Here is a 24123-nt window from a genome sequence, read left to right as displayed (position 1 = left end):
TATGTAAATCCTGTAAGGATTGTAGAACAACCAATTGGATGTAGTAAAACAACAGAGTAGAAAATAATATAAAAAGTAGATTTTTAAACGAACATAATAGGGAGTACCACCTAATATGGTGAAAAACAGTAAGTAGGGGAATTAATGAAGAGAATAAAAAAGTCATTTACTTATCTTCTCGTTCTGGGGATCATTTTCGCTTCAGTACTTGGAGTAAGTAACCCAAAAGTCAAAGCCAGCACAATTTATAGTAAGGTAGTACTGGATTCGCTAAAGCAGTATAAAGCAGAAAATCACACCCACACAATTTACATGGAACAGTATGATCGAAAAGGGGACTACTTTAACTTTAGTGACCGTAAGGGTTTTCCATCCCCAGTATTTAAGTTTGATAATGATGGAGTACCAATGACACAATATAGAGGCAACTACCACTACAATCCTGTATCAGTTGCACAATCAGCTTTAAAAGTATATGGTAAGTATTTAAAAACACAAGATGATGATATCAAACGAAAGTTCTACGCACATGCAGATAAACTTTTAGAGTTGCAAAGTAAAGATGGTGCTTTTAGATTAGATTTCACCCATACCATCAACCATATTGGAGTAGTCTATAAACCAGGGTGGGTTTCAGCATTAGCACAAGGACAAGCATTAAGTGTACTATCAAGAGCGTACGAATTAGACTGGAACCTAAAGTACAAGAGGGCAGGTAAAAATGCATTAAACTTCCTAATGACTCCAAAGCAAAAAGGAGGAGTTATGACCACCTTAGCAGATATGAGCAAATCATGGAAAGATAATATTTGGTTTGAAGAGTACGTATCAACACCAGATAACTACACTTTGAATGGATACATGTTTACACTTGTAGGGTTATATGACTGGTCTCATGTGGCAGGAGCAAGAACAGATCATGGACAGATTACAGCTGAAAAATTATTCAAAGAAGGAATAGCTTCGTTAAAGCTGATGCTCAGTAAGTATGACTTGGGGGGATTTACATCTTATGACCTCACACATCTAGTCAATAGACAGCAGCCACACATTAATGTTTTTTACCATAAAGTACACATATATTTACTACATGGACTCTATACAGTAACAGGAGACACTTATCTAAAGTCATATAGAGATAGATGGATAGGGTACGTAGAAAAAATTGAGTAATTATAATATGTAATTATACAAAATGTAAAAAAGTGCTACAGAATAAGAAAAATGTAGCACTTTTTGTATTTATCTTGGAACTTGAGCAGTCCATTTTGATAAATCTGGGTTTTTATTTTCTAATAAGTTTTGAGGGAATATGAATGTCCATGGTTTACTCGTATTGGCATTAATGATAAAATCATTAAGTTTGAAAGAGCCTGATGCAACAACATTTTTCTGTGCATCCATTATTTGAAGGGGCAGCTCCTCCAGTCGAATGGCTTCTGCTGATCCATTTCGAATCAGCAAAGTAGTTGCTAATCCGCCCTGGTCAGTAAACTTTGCTTGGATCCCAATGAAATTCACTTCATTCTCTTTTAAAGGCGGTAATTTCTCCACTAGTTCCCTGAGATACTGTTTTTGTTCATCCGTAACGGATTTTTCCCAACTCGCGTCTAGCATTAATTCATGTTTTGTTTCTTCTTTTCTTTTTTCTAATTCAAATGCTATAGTCCAACCTTCAGTAGGTATAGACTTATGCTCATTATCCTCTTTATGGAATAAGAATTTCCATGGTCGGCTAGAAAAAGGCGGGAGATTTCCGAAAATTTCCATATCAAACCTTTTTCTTGCGAGTGTATTTTGATCTTCATCCAATATAACTAAATTGAGAACCTCAAAAGTAATCTCCTTATCTAGTGTTGAGCGAACATAAGCAGTGACGACAAAAAAGTCTTCATAGTCTTCTAGTTTATTCCCCACAATTTGCAGTTGATTTTTTTCCATAGGCGGAAGTTGTTGATGTTGAAATTGATAAACATAAATTTCCTGCTGTGATAAATCCCATTCTGGGTGAATAGATAACGTGGTTTCGATATGCTTATTTTCGGACATAATTACACCTCTTCGTGTTGGTCATCGCTTTTTATGAAAGCATAGATATGATTCGTAATAGATAATTGATAGCTCTTTGTCATTTCATCGTAAGCATTGTGAGCTTCCATTACGAATATTCTATAAGGGTCTTCCTGGCTGTAACTCCTTAAAGTGATCCCATCTTTTAAAGTTTCCATTGTATTCATGTGATCAATCCAATGCTGATCGAGATTCTGTAATAAAATCCTTTGAATGGCTAGTAAGTTTTCATCATGCATAATAAACTGCGTTAAATGTTGTTTGTATGAAGAAAAGCGAGAGAAAATATACTTAGAGAGATCTTCTTTGTCTGAAAAACTACTTATTTCAATATCTTTAACTATTGGTAGCATTAAGGATAGTCTAGTAAATATATGTTGAATTCTATCTTCATTTATTTCACGATCATTTTCTGAGACATCATTAATAAGAGTTTTTAATGCTTGTTCTATTTCAGATATCAAAATAGAAGGAATATTTTCTTTTAACAATAATTTGTCTCGTTTATAATACGTGCTTTTTCGCTGTTGATCAACAATATCATCTAATTTAAGTAGATGCACACGTGAAGAAAAGTGAGTGTTTTCAATCGTTTCCTGAATCAAGTTTACAAACTGTTGCGGATTAGGGGAAATAATCTCTCCTAAGGCATCGGTTTTCATTTTTTTTCTCCACTTTTCCAATTCTTCGTCATCATATTGGAGCATTAGGTCATCCTCAAGAGAGATAATAAATTGAGTTGTTCCTGGGTCTCCTTGCCTTCCTGCTCTTCCTCGAAGTTGCATATCGATTCTTCTGCTTTCATGGCGCTCTGTTCCAATTATATGAAGTCCGCCAAGTTTCGCTACGCCATCTCCTAAAAGAATGTCTGTTCCTCTACCTGCCATATTAGTCGCTATCGTAATTTGTGATTCTTGACCAGCAAGAGCAATTAATTGTGCCTCTTGTTCCTCACTTTTAGCATTGAGCAATTGATGTTTTAGCCCGTGTTTTTTCAAGAGTAATGAAAGTTTTTCTGATTGTTCGATTGAGGTCGTTCCAAGTAAGATCGGTCTTTTTTGCCCGTGATAATGCTGCACTTCCTTAATAATCTTTTCGTATTTAGATTGTAACGTAGAATACACAACATCTGGAAAATCTTGACGTATTTTAGGCCGATTCGTAGGTATTTCAATGACATCTAGTCCATATATATCATTGAACTCTTCTTGAGCTGGGATTGCACTCCCTGTCATACCGCAAAGTGTTTTATACATACGGAAGTAATTTTGTACAGTGACAGAAGCTTGTGTTTCATTTTCTTCATTGATTTCTAGATTTTCTTTAGCCTCAATTGCCTGGTGAAGGCCGTTGCTCAAGGTTCTGCCATCCATCACTCTTCCAGTAAAGGCGTCTACTAACTCTATTTTACCTTCACGTACAATATAATCCGTATCTTTTCGGAAAATGAATTGTGCTTGCATCGACTGAGTAATAAAGTGCAGCAATATTTGGTGCTCAGCATCGTATATATTGTCAATACCAAATGCTTTTTCTACTTTTCTTGCTCCTTTTTCAGTCAATTGCACTTGTCTGTATGGAAGATCTAATTCATAATCTATTTTTTCTGTAAAACTTTTAACTATTTTTGAAGTAATCTGAAAGAGCTCCGAGGAGATATTTGATTTATTTGCAATTATTAAAGGTGTACGTGCCTCGTCGATGAGGATGCTATCAATTTCATCGATAATCGCAAAATTATGGCCACGCTGAACTTTATTTTTTATATTAAATTCCATGTTATCACGCAAATAATCAAAACCAAACTCACTTCCCGTTCCATAAATAATGTCGCTGGAATAGGCGGCTTGTTTCTCTTCGGGCGAGAGGTCAGAAACGTTCAAACTTATGGTGAGGCCAAGATATTGGTGAATCTGGCCAATTATTTCTAAATCTCTTTTTGCAAGATATTCATTTGCAGTTATAACATGTACACCTTTTCCATGGAGAGCAAATAAAAAGCTAGGCAATGAAGCAACGAGTGTCTTACCTTCCCCTGTTTCCATTTGAGCTATATTACCATCTGCCAATACGAGACCGCCAAGTAATTGAACATCATAATGTCTTTGGCCGATTGTTCTTTTCGATGCTTCTCTAACCATAGCAAATGCTTCAACTGTCAATTGATTAATTGCTTTTCCTTCTTTTAATTGTATCTTTAATTGTTTTGTTTTTTGTATAAGCTCATCTTGTGATAGTTTTTCAAATTTATTTTCCAATGCATTTATTTGGTTTACCGTTGCCAATAATTTGTTCATATGCAACCGGGATTTAAATTTCATAAAATGATTTTGCAAAGTGGACATTAAATATTTGCACCTCTGTTTTGAATCGAATAATAAATAAAATTATACCATAATTAAGCAATTTGCTATATGGTAATATGTGAAATTGCATTTTCATTTTTCGATAAGATGAGAGACCCAGATAAATTTGTAGTAAAATGCATGATATGATAAAATTTTGTGGTAAAATATCATAAGTGAAGAATGTTCTTATTATTTGAAAGGACGAGAATCAATGAAAATTCCTATGCTTGATTTATCTGAACAATATAAAACATTAAGGGAAGACATCTTGGGTGTACTAGATGAAGTTATGACATCCTCTCAATTTATTTTGGGGAGTAACGTAAAAAAATTAGAAAGTAGTATTGCTGAATATTGCAATGTCAAGCACGGAGTGGGCGTTGCAAATGGAAGTGATGCCCTTCACATTTCCCTAATGGCCTGTGGAGTAAAAGAGGGGGATGAAGTGATCACAACTCCCTTTACATTCTTTGCAACAGCAGGAGCAATTGCCCGCTGCAATGCAACTCCTGTTTTTGTTGATATTGATCCAGTGACATTTAATATTGATGCTAATCAAATTGAAGATAAAATTACAGCTAAAACAAAAGCAATTATTCCAGTTCATCTATATGGCCAAATGGCAGATATGACGAAAATTAATGAAATTGCAAAAGCACATAATTTATATGTTATTGAAGATGCTGCTCAGGCAATAGGAGCAACACATCGAGGACATCATGTTGGAGAATTAGGGGATACTGCGACTTTAAGCTTTTTCCCTACGAAAAACCTTGGGGCATATGGTGATGCAGGCATGGTCGTTACCAATAATGATGACTTGATGGAAAAGATGCGTGTCATTAGAGTACATGGCAGTAAGCCAAAATATCATCATCACGTACTGGGGTATAATAGCAGGATAGATGAAATGCAAGCTGCCATCCTGAATGTAAAATTCCCTCATTTGGATGAGTGGGGAAAAAAACGGAGGAAGATAGCTTCCCGATATACCGAAATGCTGACAGGTAAAGTTGCTGGGCAATTGATCACCCCTGTTGAATCTAAAGATAGTTATCATGTTTTCCATCAATATACGATTCGTGTAGAGAAACGTGATGAACTACAAAATCATCTAAAAGAAAATGGAATTTCAACAATGATTTACTATCCTGTCCCTTTACATTTACAACCTGTTTTTTCGGATCTCGGATACAAAGAAGGAGATTTCCCTCAAACTGAAAAGGCGGTAAAGGAAGCAATTTCTCTCCCGATGTTTCCAGAGCTTAAGGAAGAACAACAACAATATGTAGTGGATTCGATTGTGAAATTCTTTCAATAACTACTATTAGGAAGTCGCCTTCTTTTCGATATGAATAAAAGGAGACTTCCTTATTTTTCGTCAATTATGAACTATTAATTGTGAGGTAATAAAATGGAAAATGAGAAAAGATTTGTATTTTATGAATATTTATTGTTTTTTTGGCAGAAGAAATGGGTCTTATTGCTGTTGCCAATCATATTAGCGGCTGCTGCAGCGCTTGTATCACTAATGAATGTTAAAGGATATGAAGGTAAAGTAAATTTTTATACTTCTTCCCTTAATATTAATGATGAGCTTACTGATAATGAATTGATTGAGAATATGTATAAAGACAAGATAGATGATAATGTTATGTTCTCGGCAAAGGTGTTACGGAAATCACGAGTCCAATTTAAGGTGATTGGCACTAATAAGGATAGTGTCGAAAAGCAGCTTGAATTCCTTCGTATAGATTTCTCAGAGAGGCTCGTTAATGCTTTTAATTTGAGAAAAAATCTAACTGAAAAAAAATTGAATAATTTTACAAAACAGTTAACATCAAATGAAAATGAAAAAGAGAAAATTAATGCCATAAAATGGGACCAATTAACAGAATCCGAAAAGGTTGACGTAGCCCAAGCTATGACCAAAAGAGCTGATATAATTGCTGAATTTACAAGAGATATTAATGCTAATGAGAAAGATTTAGCCCTTGCGGAAGAACCAATCGTTTACGGAGAAAGTATTGAGAAAAATAAAGGGAATGTGGTAGGAAACACGATTGTAGGTTTTATTTCAGGTCTTTTTTTGTCAATTTTGATACTCATGTTATGGAAGTATATTACATTCGCTAGAGAGCAGGGATATAATGATTAAGTTCGCAATTGTAGGGATGGGGCATATAGCAAATAAACATATCCAGGCTATAGATCAAATAGATAATGCACAAGTAGCTGCCGTATGTGATACTAATATTGATCGCTTAAAAGAATTTGAAGGGAAGTACCCTATCTATAAAGACCTTGAAGATATGCTACAAAAACAGACGGATATTGATGTGGTTAATATTTGCGTACCATCTGGTTTACATGCGCCATTAGCGAAGATTGTAGCGTCCTATGGAAAACATATCATATTAGAAAAACCTATGGCGTTAAATTGTGATGATTCTATGGAGATTATTGACGCTGCGAAGAGAGCAAATGTAAAATTATCGATAGTTCATCCGAACCGTTTTCGACCTGTGATTCAGTTATTACAGGAGACGATGAGCAAAGGGATGTTAGGAAAACTAAGCCATGCGAATATAACAGTAAGATGGAATCGTGGACAGGAATATTATGATCAAGCTGCTTGGCGTGGGACAAAGCAGTATGATGGCGGTGTTCTTATGAACCAAGCAATCCATAATATTGACCTATTACTATGGTTAATGGGTCCTGTTAAATCAGTCCAAGCTATGTCCGCTACACGATTGAGAAATATTGAGACGGAAGATGTAGCTTTAGGTGTTGTTGAGTTCGAAAGTGGAGCGCTAGGAGTTATTGAAGCGGCGACTACAATTTATAAAGAAAATCTCGAAGAATCGATTGCTATTTTTGGTGAAAAAGGTAGTGTAAAAATCAGCGGTAAAAATGCTAATTATATTGAAACATGGAATATTGAGGGAATTAGTGATGAAAAACGTGATGAATATATAGATAGAATCAAAGAAGATCCATTTGGAAAACCTGGTCATCAATGTATTATTGAAGACATGGTGACAGCCATTAAGGAAGATCGTCAACCTGTTGTAAGTGGTAATGATGGATTAGCTCCAATCCAGCTAATCGAAGCTATGTTAAAATCGTCTGAAACAGGAGAACGAATCATATTAGGTAAGGAGAAGGAAATATGAGTATGAAATCATTGTTAGAGAAAATAGAAACACGTCAAGCGGTTGTAGGAGTTGTAGGACTCGGTTATGTTGGACTACCACTGGCGGTAGAAAAAGCAAAAGCAGGGTACCATGTAATAGGGTTCGATGTTCAACAATCAAGAGTGGATATGGTGAATAATGGTATAAATTATATAGGTGATGTACTACCTGCTGATCTTCATGAAATGGTAAATAGTGGGTTATTATCAGCAACAACCGACTATGCTAAAATTCAAGATGTAGATGCAGTTGCGATATGTGTACCAACTCCGTTAGACCTTCATAAGCAACCAGATACGTCATATGTAAAAAGTTCGGCAAAGGCAATTGCTGAGTATGCACATGAAGGAATGTTAGTAGTATTAGAATCTACAACATATCCAGGTACAACGGAAGAAATTATTGTGGCGGCTTTTGAAGAAAAAGGATTTAAAGTTGGAGAAACTATTTTTATCGCCTATTCACCTGAACGTGTAGACCCAGGGAATAAATTTTATAACACAAAAAATACTCCTAAAGTTGTAGGTGGAGTAACTAAAAACTGTACGGAAGTAGCTTCAATGCTTTATCGCCAAGTATTAGATGGTGATGTATTTGAAGTTTCTAGCCCGGCAGTTGCAGAAATGGAAAAGATTTTTGAAAATACATTCCGACATATTAATATCGCTCTTTCAAATGAAATGGCATTGTTGTGTGACCGTATGGGAATCGATGTGTGGGAAGTTATAGATGCAGCGAAAACGAAACCCTATGGATTCATGGCGTTTTATCCAGGACCAGGTTTAGGAGGACATTGTATTCCTATTGATCCATTTTATTTAACATGGAAAGCAAGAGAGTATAACTATCATACTCGATTGATTGAGATAGCTGGAGAAATTAATAATGCTATGCCTGAATTTGTTGTCGATCGCTCGATGCGAATTCTAAATGAATCAGGTAAAGCAATGCGTGGAGCGAAAATTGCTCTACTTGGAATTGCTTATAAAAAGGATATTGATGATGTCAGAGAGTCTCCTGTACTGTCTATTCTTTCAAATTTGAAAAAAGAAGGTGCATTAGTAACAGCAGTAGATCCTTATGTAGATAATTTTAAATGTGGCCGGGAAGTAATTAATACTGAACCACTTAGTAAAGAGATACTTAAAAATGCTGATTTAGTCATTATTACGACAGATCATTCAACATTTGATTATGAATTAATTGCTGAAACAAGTGACGTTGTTTTTGATACCAGGAATGCATTGAAAGACGTTAAAAAGAAACCGAAAAAATATTTTAAACTATAAGTTTTAGGAGCGGTTAATCATGAATATGATCCATGAATCAGTCAAAATACATGATTCTGTAAAAATGGGATATTTCAATGTAATCGAAGAGGGTGTCACTCTAGGTGAAGATGTTCAAATAGGTAACCATGTTACTATTTATCAAGGAACCAAAGTAGCAAAAGGCGTTCGAATTGCTGATGGAGCCGTTCTTGGGAAACAACCTACACCCGCAAAGACTAGTACTATGAAGTTATCCGGAGAAATACAGCCGCTGGTATTAGGTGAAGGGGTTACGATCGGTTCTAATTCTGTACTTTATGCAGGAGCGGAAATTGGTCCATCCACATTGGTTGCGGACCTCGCCACTGTTCGTGAAAATGTTCAAATTAAAGAGGAGTGCATTATCGGCAGGGGTGCTACTATTGAGAACTTTGTAACAATTGGAAAACGTGTCAAGGTACAATCTAACGCCTATATTACAGCACATTCTAATTTGGAAGATTTTGCTTTTGTTGCCCCATGTGTAGTCACAACAAATGATAATTTCATGGGTAGAACAGAAGAAAGATTTTCTAAGATTAAAGGAGCAACCATTAAAAAGGGAGCTCGTGTAGGAGGAGCTTCAATCCTTCTGCCAGGTGTGATTATAGCAGAAGAAACGTTCGTAGCTGCAGGAGCATTGGTTACGAAGAATACTGAAGAGAAAACGGTTGTTAAAGGGTTCCCGGCTAAAATTTCCAAGATGGTAGATGAACGGGAGCTGTTATAATTGTTAGAACATCTCAAGCGATTGGGGGGAGATTCCCTCCTTTTCGCTTTAATGAATGTAGGTACAAAACTAATTGCCTTTTTAATGCTTCCTATTTATACATCTTACTTGGGAGCTGAACAGCTTGGGGTTCTAGAAAACGTTGACGCCTTTACCTCAATGTTAACTTTTATCGTTATATTCGGAACTGATTCTGCGTTAGCGTTTTTTTATTTTGATACAAAGGACAAGCTAGAAAAAGAAAAGTACGTAAGAAATGTATTAATGTTTAGAATAATGGTAGCTTCAGTGTTATTATTATTAGCTATTTTTACGGGGAATTTCATATCCAAGTTAATTTTTGGAGTGCCAGGTTATGGAGTTATTGTTCAAATAGCCCTTGTAGTATTATTTTTAGAATCAGTTATTACACTTGTCCTTACTTATTTTCGCTATGAGTTTTTAAGTAAAAAAGTAGTAGTTTATACGGTATCGAGGTTAGGAACTGTAGCCATTCTATCCTATTTGTTTTTACGGTACATGAATGCTGAAGTTTCTGTAATATTTTATGCTCGTATCATAGGTGCTATATCGATCCTAGTTCTCCTTTTCCCTTATATAAAGCGTTTCTTTACTTTTAAGATTGATTTCCCTCTTTTAAAGGAAATTTTAATATATGCCGCTCCTCTTGTTCCGGCATCTATAGCATTTTGGGTAATTTCTTCGTCAAATCGCTTTTTTTTAAGCCAATACGATAGTCTGGCACATGTGGGTGTTTATGGAGTAGCTGTGAAATTTGCAACAGTTATTACGTTGCTTACCTCTAGCGTACAAATGGCTTGGAGACCCTACTCAATGTCCATTAAAGATCGCAGTGATGCGAAAACAGTTTTTGCAAATATATATTTACTTGTGCTCATTATAGGGATGTTTGGTTTACTTGGTATAGCCACATTCATTCCATATATATTGCATTGGATGATTCCGAAGGTTGAATTCCATAGTGCTAGTAAATATATTGCAGTTCTTAGCTTAGGAACCTTTTTAAATTTTTATTACCTTATCATATCCGTTGGATTGTTCATAACAAAGAAAACAAATCCGATATCCATTTACTTTGGCATCGCTGCAATCATCAGTATTTGCTTAAATATCGTATTAATACCTAATTTTTCTTTATGGGGAGCAACCCTAGCAGTTGTATTGTCTTACTTATTTGCATGTATAGCAATCTTTATTAAGAGTCAAAAAGTTTACCATGTACCAGTATCGATTTTTAATTTAGTTGTGGTATTTATTTCGGGAGTATTATCTTTACTGTCAATAGTCTATATTCAAGAGTATACCAATTTGAATGGTGCATACACGATTTTATCTTGGCTATTTTACTTTGGCATGATAGTTATTATTTATCTAAATGTTAAGAGAGTGGGGGCGAAAAAATGAAAATCATCACAGTAATTGGTGCAAGACCACAGTTTATCAAGGCTGCTCCTGTATCGAGGGCATTAAGAAAGCATTTTGATGAATTGATTATTCATACAGGACAGCACTATGATTCCAATATGTCTGATATCTTCTTTGAGGAATTAAATATCCCAAAGCCAGATTACCACTTACATGTTGGTTCTAGTTCACATGGTAAACAAACGGGTGAGATGCTTACAAATATTGAAGAAATTCTTATGAAAGAATCCCCTGATTATTTATTGGTTTATGGGGACACAAATTCAACTTTAGCAGGTGCCTTGGCAGCAGCAAAAATCCATATCCCGGTAGTTCATATTGAAGCTGGTCTAAGAAGTTTTAACAAAAAAATGCCAGAAGAAATTAATCGTATTATGACAGATCACGTGTCCGATTATTTATTTTGTCCAACTGAGACTGCTGTAAAAAACCTAAAAGCAGAGAATATTACAAAGAATGTTTTTAACATTGGTGATGTCATGTATGACGCAGTCTTATATAATCGAAATTTAGCTGGAAATTCAAAGATTATTCAAAATTTAGGGATAAATTCTAAAGACTATATTTTAATTACTTTGCATCGAGCAGAGAATACCGATGACCCGAATAAAATGCTTGCAATTATTGATGCATTTAAAGAAATTGAAAAAACAAAAGTATGGCCAATTCATCCAAGAACTAAGAACAAATTAGAACAATATGGAATTAATCTTAATGAAATACCAGGGCTCCAAGTAATTGATCCTGTAGGATATCTGGATATGCTTCGCCTCGTTATGGATGCGGAAAAAGTTATGACTGATTCAGGTGGTGTTCAAAAAGAAGCGTACTTTTTGAATATTCCTTGTGTAACATTGAGAGATGAGACAGAATGGGTAGAAACAGTTGAAAATGGTGCTAATCTATTGGTTGGATCGGATGCCAAAAAGATTGTGAACGCCGTCTACCAACCATCCAATTCTTCTTATCCATCAGTTTTTGGTGATGGTAAGGCCTCGGAGGCAATAACTAAAATATTGATGAAGTAAACTAACTGGAAGCTATGTACAACACGAAAGGAGTAACAGGATGCAATACATTGCCCTCTGGGGAATGGTAGTGGTAATATCTTTCTGTCTTTTTAAGAGCTCGGCTGGTTCAATGTCATTATTGAAACCGAATTTGCTTTCGATTATTTTTTATTATTCACTGCTTATTTCTTCCTATATAGGATCACTTTTAATTGTTCTAAAAATAGATAACCATTACATGACCAGGTTATTATCCAGTGATTATTTTAGGTTAGAAGGATTTATCGTAGTTTCGATTGTTATGATCCTTTTACCATTAACGATGTTTATAGTGAAGACATTGACCGGGTTTAATTCGGAAAGAGAATTTAACACTTATCTTGAGTCTCCCATCAAGAATGAAGTCGATTTAGATAAATATTACTTTTTTATGTACAGTTGCATGTCGTTATTGTCATTGATGTCAGTGGCGTATACTGTCTATCATCTTAAGGCAATCCCACTTTTATCACTAATATTAGGTGGGGATAATCTAAGCCAGTTGAGGATTGAGGCATCTCATGGATTTACGGGAAACACAATCATACGTAATGTCTTTGGAATTACCTTGGCCCCGATTTTGTCGATGATCACGTTTGTTTATGCCAATAAAACACGGAAGTTAAAATGGATAGTGTTATTTTTTATTACTTTTTCATGTGCCATTTTTATGCAAACGTACGATCTTGCAAAAGGTCCCATTTTCTTTTACGCATTAATGTTTATCTTACTATTAATTTACATGGGCATACTCAGACTAACATGGTTTAAAATGGCGTTATTTGGTGCCATAGCTGCAGTTGGGCTTGTTACTATGTATGTTTTAATCTCTGGAGTAACTGATGTACATCAATATTTATCCTATAATTCTGGACCCATTGGTCGTTTGATTTTGTCACAGATTGGCCCTTTGTATCTTCATTTAGATCTTTTTACTGGTCGCGAGCCTTTATTAATGGGTCAAAGCCTACCATCATCATTACTACATTTGTATGATTTGGAACAGATTCGCTCTGCCCGACTTGCCATGGAAGTATTCTTCCCAGAACGAGTAGAGGCAGGAACTGCAGGCGTTTTGAATACATTATTTGCAGCAGAAGCATTTGCTAACTTTGGATATTTGGGTGTGATTCTAGGTACAATTTACATTGGTGTATATGTACAAGTGATATATATCATATTTACACGCCTGCCTAAAAACCCGCTGTTTTTATCGTTGTTTGTTTATTTTACGGTGAGTATTCCTCGGGTAGTGATTGGAGGATTCGCAGACTTTCTTCTCAATACATTATGGGTCGCCGTGTTAGTTATTCTGTTAGCACCTTATTTGTTAATCTTATTAAAAAGAGAGTATAGAAAAATAAGAAATCACTTAGGGAAAAATAAAAATGCGGTTGGCAATTAGCCAACCGCATTTTTAGTTAATGCTAAGGTTATTTAAAAAATTAAAACTTTGTTGAGCGCCTTCCGCTTTTCGTGGCACCCTGTGTTTCCTTTATCTCGTCAGAATCCTAAAAAGTTGGTTACGTCGCTGAACAGGCGCTTCCGCTTTTGTTTTAATATTCTACAGTTGTTCCTTGAAAATAATGTTTAATAATATTTTCAGCCTTCCATCCATTTTCTGCTAGCCCTTTTGCTCCATATTGACTCATTCCAATTCTATGTCCCCAACCTTTTCCTTTAATAAGGATAGAAGCAGGATCGCTTTCTTTTGATAGAGTGGATGCTTTCATCTGGATGTCGACTAGATTGGAAGATATTACAGCTGATTTATTATCAGCAAGTAAGATAGATTGCCCTTTAATGTTGTATTGACTCGTAACTTTATCAGTCATTTGAATGGAATAGTCTTTTGTGCTAGTTAAAGTAAACCAGTTAGACTTTAACATGTTATAAGCCCCACCAACAGGAAAGAGTTTTCTAATATCGTTCTCGTTGCCTTTAACTGTTTTATTTCCTTCAGAAGTTTCTATTGACACGCTAGAAATTTCTCCGTTTGCTCCTGTAGCTTGTACTTTTATATCGTATAAGTTAGTTGTCAAAGGATTAAAACCAAAACCACTTAAAATGGTAGCAGACGATATTTTTTCCTCCCAATTACTATGAGGAGAATTTTCATAAGGATCTGACACGCTCTTTAGATAAGGATAAGTCGCTTGATTGGAATTCCAAACATCGCCAATATTTGCTGTTTTCCCACCACTTGTAGAGTAAAAAAATGTTTGGATTGGTTTACCATTATATTTAACTAGTAAACCTTTCGTTTCATCAACAGCTTGATTACTTTTCGACTGTTCAGACGAATAGCCTTTGTAAACTTGGCTAGCTGTAGTATTTTGGAGTAACATGCTGTTTGCTGCATAGCTTCGTGCTGCAATTGCCTGAGCTTTAAGTGCCTCAATATGCCATGAAGATGGCATTTCATTAGGAACAACGCCTTTTACATAGTTCTCCAAATCTAGTATGTTAATAACCTTAACATTACTATTTGATGCTTCTAGAAGTATGCTGCCGCGATAGCTGGAAGTGCCAAGTGTAAAGTTGTATATAATAGATGGGGAGTCCTCAATTAATGTAGAGGCAGCAGGTACCCATCCCTTTGTTCCATCGGCGGTTTGCACATTGTACCATGTTTCATTCTTATTATTGACAATACTTGTGATGTATTCGGCAACTTCTACTTTTGAAATTGTTTTTTTAATTTCATAATCTTTAGTAGCACCACTATGTATGTTAGTGTTACTTGTAAACTTTGCAATTTTTTTTAGACCTGTTGTTTCTCTTAAGAAAAATCCGGCTGGAGATGTATATGTTACATCCCCTGCCTTAATGATTGTTGAAGAGCCAGAAGCAGAAACGGAAATAATTACGTTCGGTGCTAATAAAGCTCTTGTGCTTGATGCTTTATCCTGTAATTCGTAAATGCCTCGCAATGGTATGCTAGTGGATCGAGTGTTGCTAAGTTGGACTTTCACTTCATTTTGATAAGGGACTGTAGTATATGCTTCTGTTACATTTGTAGAAAGTAGACAGATTAATAATACTGGAATTAGAGCAAGCAATAGTTTATTGCTGTTCATTTATGATTGCACCTCGCCGTAGCTCGCCTGAATCCAACCTCTAAGTCCTGATGAGAGCTCAACGTTGTACCATGTCTCATTGTTGCTGTTAATAGCAGAAATGTATTTTACTGATTGACCTGATTGTAAAGTTGCAACTTTGCGATATGTTGTTAATGCTCCACTGTATACAGTTGTGGTTTTGTTAATTTTAACTGTTTTTGGCGTATTTACTGGGTCTACGCTAATATCTGAAGCCAAAATCCAACCAAATTGTCCTGATGAATACTCAACCCGATACCACTTTTCTGTAGATGTATGTTCATCCAAAACTTTTAATCTTTGACCTACCGCTACATTAGCTACCTTACGATAACTTGTTAAAGCACCTGAGTAAATCGAAGCAGAATTAGATTTAACATAAACATATTCAGGAAGAATTAACCCTCCACCTTCTGAGATAGATTTTTTTAATAAAGCTATTTCTGCAGCTTGCGAATTAATGGTAGATTCCAATTTATCAATCTTTGTTTTTAATGGATTAATTTGTGATGTTACCCATTCAACGCTAGCAATCAATACATTGCTCTGTGCAGAACTATAGATTGAAGGTGAGAAAATACCTCCTATTAAAAAACCGATAGCCAAAGTGAAAGAAATAGTATATATTTGCCTTTTTTTCATAACTAATTTCCTCCGTCAAAGTAGTTTTTCAAGCCTTGAGCAATGCCTAATGCTGCATTTTTTCGTGCAGTTTCACTACGAAGGAGTGTTTCTTCCGCTGGATTAGATAAAAACGCTAACTCTACTAAAATACTTGGTACTTCATTGTTTTTGATTACGTAGAAGTCTGCAGTCTTAATTCCACGATCATAGGTACCCAATTTGTTAACGAGTGTTTTTTGTACTTCCGTTGCCAGAATCATACTTTTAACACCATTAAAATTGGAATTAATATTATAGTAGGTTTCCGTACCTCTTGCCGCCGTATTATAGTTAGAATTAGCATGGACACTGACAAAAGCATCGTAATTAGACCCGTTGGATAATTGCACTCTTTCATCTAAAGTTAAGAAGACATCCGTGCTTCTTGTTAGGACTACAACTGCACCAAGTTTCTGTAATTCACTTTGTAAGTACTTAGCAACAGCCAAGTTAACATCTTTTTCTTTTAATTTAGTCGGACCACTAGCACCAGCATCATGGGCGCCATGACCAGCGTCAATTAAAATTCTTTTATTAGCAATACCAACTCTAGATATTTTTAAAGTGAATCGATTATCATAATTTCGGAGAGTGAAACTATAGCCTGCATCTGGCTTAAGAACAAAATAATCTTTAAAGGTTTGAATGCTAGAAAGTCCCACTATTTTCCCTTTTGGTAAATCAATTAAAGTATTAGCCGCATTTACTTTTAAGGATTTATCAGATTGGATGGAATAAGTGATTGGAATGTTTTTACTTTTAGTCCAAGTAATCAATGTTTCAGCAGCTGAAAGCTGAGAGATTGAAGGGCCGCTTAATAAATTGGGAACCACTTCAACTACTTGGTTAAGTAAAATCCAACCTCGAATACCGTTGCTATTTTCTACATTTATCCAATCATTATTTCTATTGAGATATAACAATGGATCTCCCGATTTTACGGTTGCGTTTTCTTTATAAGATGTAGAAGCACCTCTTCTTAAAACATTGTTTTGAGAAGAATAATAGTATTTGCGATCATTAAGAGAGTCATATAATTCCCACGCAGGGACCCAACCTCTAACTCCATTACTTAATTCTACATTCATCCATTTTTGCCCGTTTACATTAAAAAATTCAGATATAACAGTGACTGTTGAGCGTTCTGGTAGCTTTTGCGTGACTTGATATCCGAAATCAGCTCCACGACGTAATTCAGCTGATTTAGTGCCGATTACCATCTGTTTTTTAATAGGTGCAACTTCAACTGAAAGAGCAGAAGAAATAACCCAACCATATAAATTGTTCCCTAGGTCCACTCTATACCAAGTCTCGAGATTACTATGTGTGAATTGATCAATTACCTTGACTTCCTTGCCTTTTGATAATGAGCTAACTTTTTTGTATGAAGTAGCGGCACCACTATAAACACTGGTATTTTCGATAACATAGAATACCTTTTCAGTGAAAGGGTCATTTTGAAGTAAGGTTGAAAGGATCCAACCTAATGTACCATCGCCTACCTGTACTCGATACCATAGTTCATTATTACTATTAATAATTTGATCGATTACCTTAACTGCAGTATTTTTTGTCAAGGTGCTTACTACTTTGTAAGAGGTAGTTGCTCCACTTCGGAGATTTGCAGTTTCAACATTCACATAAAGTACTTGATCGGATATAGGTATAGCTGTTTCTTGAATCTCAGCAGATAGTACCCATCCTAAAATATTGTTGTTGAGTTTTACTCGATACCATAGTTCTTTTTGCTGATTAACAAAATAATCTATTATTGTTAATTGTTCCCCCATCTTTATGTTGGCAACAGCTTCATATGAAGATAAAGCCCCTCTTCGGATTGCTAGGTCTTTTTTTGCATAAACTATCGAATTCATTTCAAGAACATCTGGAACGAGGTCTGGTTGTAGGGATTTGGAGTATACCCAACCATAGATTCCATTTTGTGTTTCTACTCGATACCATAATTCTCCCAATGAATTTGTAATTTCATCAATAATTTCAACCTTTTCGTTCCTTTGTAAAACGTATGATGTGGCATACGATTCTAGAGCGCCTCTTTTAACGGGAGTATTATTTTCATTGGCGTAAAGAGTTTTAGGTGTATTGTTTGAAGGACTATCTTCAGAAGGAGTGTCTTTAGAAGGACTTTCTTCAGAAGTGTCAACAGCAAGATAAGTCCCAATTACCCACCCGAATTGGTTACCAATTTTGATTCTATACCATTCTTCATAATTTTGATTAAGGAAGCGATCAACGGCTTCTACTTGTTGACCTAAATTCAAAGAATCAATTTTATCATAGGAAGTCATAGCGCCTTTTCTAACACTTACATTATTTCCTGTTGAAATCATTTTAGTGAGCTTAAATTGAGCTTCCTTAATAAATTCATTTTTTACCCAACCTGTAACAGTATTACTGTTGATTCGTAGCCAAAGTTCATTTTTTTGATTTTTAAATATGTCTATTACATATACTTCTTGGTCTTTTGAAAGTACTGCTGTTTGTGTGTATTCAATATCGGCTCCGCGATATACTATAACATTGTTACTAGTTGTAACTCCGATAAATGGAATTTTAACTGAATTATTAGTAGTTTCTGCAAATGATACTTGTGAAAATGAAAAAAGAATTAACAAACACACAATAGAGTGAAAAATCCGCCGCATTTTAGTCTCCCTTCCTTGATGCCAAGTGAATCATGAATGATAGTTGTGTAATATGTTGAATTCCTGCGATATAAGTGTCATTGTGACTATACTAAACTGTGTGGACTATGTTCTTTCCCCCTTTTTTAAAAACTTATCGGTATTAGCCGATTTAATCGGATAAAGAGTAATTCTTTCCCGATTTAACTTGAATTCATCTACCTTTATGTAGGTGAATTTCTCACTATCTTCGAGACTCTAGTTAGAATTTTCAAAATAAACTATACAGTTCTTAGTAATTTAGTAGTGTTTATTTTGATATCCAGCTAAACTCCTATTCAAGTGATTCAAATAAACCCCTGAATAATTTATCAGGGGGTTATCGAATTTATATATAATTGTAACAAAAAAAGAAGGTAATGTGTGTAATTTATAGAAAAAACATGCAAAAAAAGCCAAATTTTTCATTTTAAGAAAAATATGGCTTTTTTTGAATTTTATTGTCAGATTTGGACAAATGTTTATTGCTTAAGATGCTGTTTTAATTGTTGGATTACTTCTTCGGTATTCGTTTCGTCAGGGATAAAATAATATATGTCATTAATATACTCGTCTTTTCCAGTGAGTGTTAGCTTTTCTATTTTAGAACTGTTAAATTGTTTTAATTTCTTTGCAATTGATAGTGCCTCCGATACTTTAACGTTTGTTTCAACGTTATTTCCTATATGGACGGCAATATTGTCTAATTTTAAAAAGGACGATGGGCTCATTAACTTCTCGATAACAGTGGAGACAATTTGTTGCTGTCTTTCATTTCTCCCCATATCTCCCATAGGATCACGTTTGCGCATACGGGCATATGCTAGTGCTTCTTCCCCATTTAAAGTCATTTCTCCCTTTTTAAAATAAATCCTTCCTGAACCTACCACATCACTTTTCTCCCAAAAGTCAAATGGCACATCTACTGTAATTCCATTTAACTCGTCGATTATGTTCTTGAATCCATCAAAGTTAACAGTTACATAATAATCAATAGGGATATCAAGAAAATTTTCAACAGTTTCAACAGTCATTTTTTTGCCACCAAAGGCATGAGCATGGTTAATTTTATCTTTGGTACCTCTTTCAGCAATTTCAACTCTGGTGTCACGAGGGATACTAAGCATTTTCATTGTTTGGTCTTTTGGATTAAGTGTAGCAACTAAAAGAGTATCGGTTCTCCCATTTTCTCCTCCGCTGGAATAGTCCTCTACTCCCATTATTAAAATAGAAAATGGGTCTTCAGATATTACAACTTCATTCTCACGAAGTTTTGATTTACTCCCGCGATCAAGTTCCTCATAGGAATTATTTGCAGCTGTGTACCCCGTAATAGCCAAATATCCTAAATAACTTATACCTAAAGTTAATAAAAGAAAAAATAATAATACAATTTTTTTAATCCTTTTTTTTCTCTTTTTGATAGTATTGTTTTTATGCCTAGTATTTTTCTCCACTAAAATTTCCCCTTATTATTTTGATTCCAGATTATTTGTGATATTGTTCGAAGCCTATCGTTTTAACCTATTAAAAAATTATAACATTTCCTTAAAGCGAAATAAACTTGAATATTTTTATTGATCCTCATAAGAAAACAGCTCAAAATAGTTCATCTCTTATCCTATGGAAAATAGTACACATTAATGCCACTGGTATTTCATTAATATCCGGTTTATAATAAAATGGTTACTTGCTTCGACATTTTACAATCCTTATTACATTTAGTTTTCAATAGTATAAAATTTCAATTGTATAGATTTTATTCGCTATATTAATATATTATAGTAGTATGAGAAAGAATGACCTATTAAGAATTTTAAATTAGAAGAGAAGGGATACATTTGACATATCAAAAGCGTGTTCCATTATTAATGCTGCTTGACTCAATTATTGTTCTATTTTCAATATATGTAGGTTTCATCATATTAAATCCAGATGCTAGTAGTGATTTTTATACTTCGAGGACTTTATTATTTAGTGGTATCGTCTTGCTTGTGAGCCACCACGTATTTGCTTTTATCTTCCGTCTTTATCATAAGGCTTGGGAATATGCAAGTGTGGGTGAGATGGTCATAATTGCAAAATCTGTAACTTTTTCCATTCTTATGGCTACCGCTGCACAAATTGCTGGTCCTGGTTATGTATACATTAGAGTACTTATAATCACATGGATGCTCCATATGATTTTAATTGGTATGTCTCGATTTTCTTGGAGAATATATCGTGATCGATTTATCAAAACGGGCAACGGAAAAAGGAGAACGCTTATAGTTGGTGCTGGTTCTGCGGGAACCACGGTTGCTCGTCAACTATTGCATAATAATGATGTTGATTTAGTACCAGTTGCGTTTGTAGATGATGATTCCAGAAAATATAAATTGGATATGTATGGGCTGACTGTATGCGGAAATATCGCAGATATACCACAGGTTGTAAAAAAATACAAAATTCAAGACATTATCATAGCTATACCATCTATAACCAAAACAGAAATCAGAAGAATATATGACATTTGCTCCAAAACAGAAGCAAAGATTAAAATAATGCCAATGATCGAAGATATTATGACTGGGAAAGTTCAAGTAAGTGAACTTCGCAATGTTGAGGTTGAGGATTTACTTGGTCGCGAATGTGTCGAGCTAGATATTAGTAGCATTTCAGAATCCATTTCCGGTGCCACAGTATTAGTGACTGGTGCAGGTGGTTCAATCGGCTCAGAAATTTGTCGCCAAATATGTGTGTTTCAACCAAGGAGAATAATATTATTAGGTCACGGTGAATTTAGTATATATAATATTGATATGGAATTACGTAAGAAATATCAAGATATAATTGATATTGTCCCAGTCATTGCTGATATCCAAGACAGGACACGAATATTTGAAATCATGGAAGAATATTCCCCTGACGTAGTTTACCATGCTGCTGCACATAAACATGTTCCACTTATGGAAGGAAATCCAAGAGAAGCTGTTAAGAACAATATTTTTGGTACGAGGAATGTTGCTGAAGCTGCAGATACATTTGGTGTAAAAACATTCGTACTTATTTCATCTGATAAGGCTGTCAACCCACCTAATGTGATGGGAGCAACAAAACGATTTGCAGAAATGATTATTCAAAACCTTGCGAAAGAGAGTAATACGAAATTTGTTGCTGTCAGATTTGGTAATGTACTCGGTAGTCGAGGTAGCGTCATTCCTTTATTCAAGAAACAAATTGAAGCTGGCGGACCAGTTACGGTTACACATCCGGACATGACCCGTTATTTTATGACTATTCCTGAAGCTTCTCGATTAGTGATCCAGGCAGGAACTCTTGCAAGAGGTGGGGAGGTATTTGTCTTGGATATGGGCGATCCTGTAAAAATCTCGGACCTTGCCAAAAACTTAATTACTCTTTCAGGATTTACAGTGGACGAAATTGGAATCAAGTATAGTGGGCTTAGACCTGGAGAAAAAATGTTTGAAGAGCTTTTGAATGATGATGAAATACAAAAGAAGCAAGTGTTTCCAAAAATCCACATTGGAAAGGCTGAACCGATGGGAAAACAAGAATTACATTCGCTGATTGAACGATTATTAACTATGACTGTAGAGGATATGAAAAACATATTAATACAAGTTGCTAATAATAAATACAAACAGTTAGAATCAACAAAATGATTAAGAAGGATAATATTATGTGGTCTTGTATCGAAAATGATATGCTTAGAAAAAAGTATACAATGGCATTTATTAGCACAACCGCAAAACATTCGGATGATTTTTTGAGATTGCCAGATAAAGAGATACTTGGCGATGACACTATTCATTTGTTAGTTACAAATGAATCAATTGCAACAAAACTATTTAAATATCTAAATGGTAAAGTACCAGATATTTTCATAGATATAGAAAGAAAGCAAGAGATAGATTTAATGAAGTTGGCTGAAGAAAGTATCAATGACTCTAGAATCCATCCATATAAACCTAACGATATAACTGTGGAAGCTGCAGACCAGCTTCTCCTTTATCACTTTCAGGGAAATTTGACTGGGAAGAATGTCTTGTTATATGGGAATGGAAATATTAACGCTAAATTGGCAATTCGTTTAACTGAGCGCAATGCGAACGTCTATTTATATGGTCGAAATCAAAAAAAATCCAAAGATCTCGCAAATGCGATTAATTTAATTTTACCTGCATATTCACCCAACGTTGTCCGTGTATTTGATGACGAGGAGTTATTTGACGCGATGGTTTCATTTATCTCCGCAGAAAAAGTAATTACGAGTGATTTTGTAGCATATTTAAAAAGTGGTGGTATTGCTTTGGATGGAGGTATAGGAAACTATACCGAGGAGTTTATTTTTGATGCAATCAATAAAGGGATTAATGTTTTACGTTTAGATGTAAGAATCGGACTTCCTTTTTTAGAAGCAAGTACAAAAGCTGTAAAACATTCATTTTTCCAAGAAATTATGGGACAGAGGGAGATCAGTAATATATCCATTGTAGCAGGTGGCATTATAGGTGCTTCAGGTTCTGTTATTGTAGATAGGATTGATCAACCTAAACAAATCATTGGCGTAGCTAATGGAATTGGTGGTGTAAAGAATGAGTCAACACTCTCAGACCATGACAAACGTGCAATTAAAATCATCAACGAGTACATTATACAAAGTAAGCAAGAGGATCTTTGATATTGCTGTAAGTATTTGTATAATTATTTTACTCAGTCCATTGTTTATTTATGTAGCTATTCGTATTAAAAAAGAAGACAATGGACCAGTTATTTTTAAACAGAAACGTGCAGGTTTAAATGGAGAACCTTTTTATATTTATAAATTCAGATCAATGAAGATTCAAACATCCTCAAAAAAATCCAGTAAGAATCCTTATAACTGGAGAGGTGGCGTTCCTGATGATTTTGTCTTTAAAAATACAAACGGTTTTCACCCAGATGTAACGAAGATCGGTCAGTTTCTTCGTAAATATAGTGTAGATGAATTTCCACAATTTTTTAATGTATTAAAGGGGGATATGAGTATCGTTGGTCCTCGTCCCGAAATACTTGAGATAAGCGATCATTATAATGATTACCAACGCCAGCGATTACTAGTGAAACCCGGAATAACAGGTTGGGCTCAAATTAATGGGCGTAGTGAAATTCCCCACGGTCAAAAAGTTGAGTATGATTTATATTATGTGAAACATCAAAATGGAATATTAGACATTAAGATATTCATCAGAACAATTTACCAAGCCATTTTTGGAAAAGGTGCCATTTAGGCTTTTGGAAAAATAAATTCTTGTGGAAATTTAATTATCATAATAACGACCGAAGTGCTTGCATGAGCACTTCGGTTTTTGTGTGAAATAAAGAAAGTATAACTTTTTTAGTTCTGTATTTTTAAGCGCATGGCCATTAGAGTGTAGCTCCAGCGCCTATCGACTAGCAAACTTCCTTTCCTTCTCTTATGCGAACGTCAACATTTGTCTAATAGATATAGCTGCAGACCTATCCTATAGAGGTCAAAA

At 35.0% G+C, this 24123-nt stretch carries 18 protein-coding genes; 12 read left to right on the top strand and 6 right to left on the bottom strand.

Going from position 1 to position 24123, the window contains the following annotated elements:
* Positions 1–144: 144 nt before the first annotated feature.
* Positions 145–1173, top strand: coding sequence for a D-glucuronyl C5-epimerase family protein (locus tag KHA97_RS11785; protein ID WP_213124935.1), 1029 nt, complete (start codon positions 145–147; stop codon positions 1171–1173).
* A gap of 69 nt (positions 1174–1242) precedes the next feature.
* Here KHA97_RS11785 and KHA97_RS11780 read toward each other — a convergent pair whose 3' ends face one another.
* The gene (locus KHA97_RS11780) at positions 1243–2049 is read right to left on the bottom strand and encodes an accessory Sec system S-layer assembly protein (RefSeq protein ID WP_213124934.1); all 807 of its coding nucleotides are present in this window, start codon (positions 2047–2049) and stop codon (positions 1243–1245) included.
* A gap of 2 nt (positions 2050–2051) precedes the next feature.
* Positions 2052–4415, bottom strand: a complete 2364-nt coding sequence (gene secA / locus KHA97_RS11775) for a preprotein translocase subunit SecA (RefSeq protein ID WP_213124933.1) — start codon at positions 4413–4415, stop codon at positions 2052–2054.
* 214 nt (positions 4416–4629) lie between these two features.
* On the opposite strand from secA, the gene KHA97_RS11770 reads away from it, so the two are divergent.
* From KHA97_RS11770 to KHA97_RS11735, 8 genes are all read left to right on the top strand, one after another.
* Entirely contained in the window at positions 4630–5739 is a 1110-nt protein-coding gene (locus KHA97_RS11770) for a DegT/DnrJ/EryC1/StrS family aminotransferase (protein WP_213124932.1), read from the top strand.
* A 93-nt stretch (positions 5740–5832) separates the two neighbouring features.
* Positions 5833–6576 carry a hypothetical protein gene (locus tag KHA97_RS11765; RefSeq protein WP_213124931.1) on the top strand — a complete coding sequence of 248 codons (744 nt, stop codon included), beginning with the start codon at positions 5833–5835 and terminating at the stop codon, positions 6574–6576.
* Entirely contained in the window at positions 6569–7597 is a 1029-nt protein-coding gene (locus KHA97_RS11760; protein ID WP_213124930.1) for a Gfo/Idh/MocA family protein, read from the top strand. Before KHA97_RS11765 ends, KHA97_RS11760 begins: the two co-directional genes overlap by 8 nt.
* On the top strand, positions 7594–8907 hold the full coding sequence (locus tag KHA97_RS11755) for a nucleotide sugar dehydrogenase (RefSeq protein WP_213124929.1): 1314 nt from the start codon (positions 7594–7596) through the stop codon (positions 8905–8907). The genes KHA97_RS11760 and KHA97_RS11755 overlap by 4 nt, the downstream gene beginning before the upstream one ends.
* Positions 8908–8926: 19 nt before the next feature.
* A complete protein-coding gene (locus tag KHA97_RS11750; RefSeq protein WP_213124928.1) occupies positions 8927–9658 on the top strand; it encodes an acyltransferase in 732 nt (243 codons plus the stop codon).
* Positions 9659–11083: an oligosaccharide flippase family protein gene (locus KHA97_RS11745; RefSeq protein ID WP_213124927.1), complete on the top strand. Its 1425-nt coding sequence runs from the start codon at positions 9659–9661 to the stop codon at positions 11081–11083.
* Complete coding sequence (gene wecB, locus KHA97_RS11740; protein WP_213124926.1) at positions 11080–12132, top strand: non-hydrolyzing UDP-N-acetylglucosamine 2-epimerase; 1053 nt, start codon at positions 11080–11082, stop codon at positions 12130–12132. The genes KHA97_RS11745 and wecB overlap by 4 nt, the downstream gene beginning before the upstream one ends.
* Before the next feature lie 40 nt (positions 12133–12172).
* Positions 12173–13558, top strand: coding sequence for an O-antigen polymerase (locus tag KHA97_RS11735; protein WP_213124925.1), 1386 nt, complete (start codon positions 12173–12175; stop codon positions 13556–13558).
* Between the two features lie 151 nt (positions 13559–13709).
* On the opposite strand, the gene KHA97_RS11730 is transcribed toward KHA97_RS11735, so the two are convergent.
* The 4 genes from KHA97_RS11730 to KHA97_RS11715 all read right to left on the bottom strand — a co-directional run bounded on the left by KHA97_RS11730 (position 13710) and on the right by KHA97_RS11715 (position 20058).
* The gene (locus KHA97_RS11730) at positions 13710–15233 is read right to left on the bottom strand and encodes a SpoIID/LytB domain-containing protein (RefSeq protein WP_213124924.1); all 1524 of its coding nucleotides are present in this window, start codon (positions 15231–15233) and stop codon (positions 13710–13712) included.
* The gene (locus tag KHA97_RS11725; protein WP_213124923.1) at positions 15234–15896 is read right to left on the bottom strand and encodes an SH3 domain-containing protein; all 663 of its coding nucleotides are present in this window, start codon (positions 15894–15896) and stop codon (positions 15234–15236) included.
* 2 nt (positions 15897–15898) lie between these two features.
* Entirely contained in the window at positions 15899–18583 is a 2685-nt protein-coding gene (locus KHA97_RS11720; protein ID WP_213124922.1) for an SH3 domain-containing protein, read from the bottom strand.
* Positions 18584–19083: 500 nt separating this feature from the next.
* A complete protein-coding gene (locus KHA97_RS11715) occupies positions 19084–20058 on the bottom strand; it encodes an LCP family protein (protein WP_213124921.1) in 975 nt (324 codons plus the stop codon).
* A gap of 384 nt (positions 20059–20442) precedes the next feature.
* Between KHA97_RS11715 and KHA97_RS11710 the strand changes: the two genes are divergently transcribed.
* From KHA97_RS11710 to KHA97_RS11700, 3 genes are read left to right on the top strand one after another with little or no spacing between them, the layout of a single operon-like run.
* The gene (locus KHA97_RS11710; RefSeq protein WP_213124920.1) at positions 20443–22266 is read left to right on the top strand and encodes a polysaccharide biosynthesis protein; all 1824 of its coding nucleotides are present in this window, start codon (positions 20443–20445) and stop codon (positions 22264–22266) included.
* Positions 22267–22283: 17 nt separating this feature from the next.
* On the top strand, positions 22284–23285 hold the full coding sequence (locus tag KHA97_RS11705; protein WP_213124919.1) for a hypothetical protein: 1002 nt from the start codon (positions 22284–22286) through the stop codon (positions 23283–23285).
* The gene (locus KHA97_RS11700) at positions 23200–23874 is read left to right on the top strand and encodes a sugar transferase (protein WP_325167445.1); all 675 of its coding nucleotides are present in this window, start codon (positions 23200–23202) and stop codon (positions 23872–23874) included. The genes KHA97_RS11705 and KHA97_RS11700 overlap by 86 nt, the downstream gene beginning before the upstream one ends.
* The last annotated feature ends 249 nt before the right edge of the window (positions 23875–24123 follow it).

This window comes from Lederbergia citri (genome assembly GCF_018343625.1).
In the GTDB taxonomy this organism is placed as follows: domain Bacteria; phylum Bacillota; class Bacilli; order Bacillales; family Bacillaceae_C; genus Lederbergia; species Lederbergia citri.
Note: the sequence above shows the minus strand (reverse complement) of the source record. Positions and strands in the feature narration are given on the sequence as shown.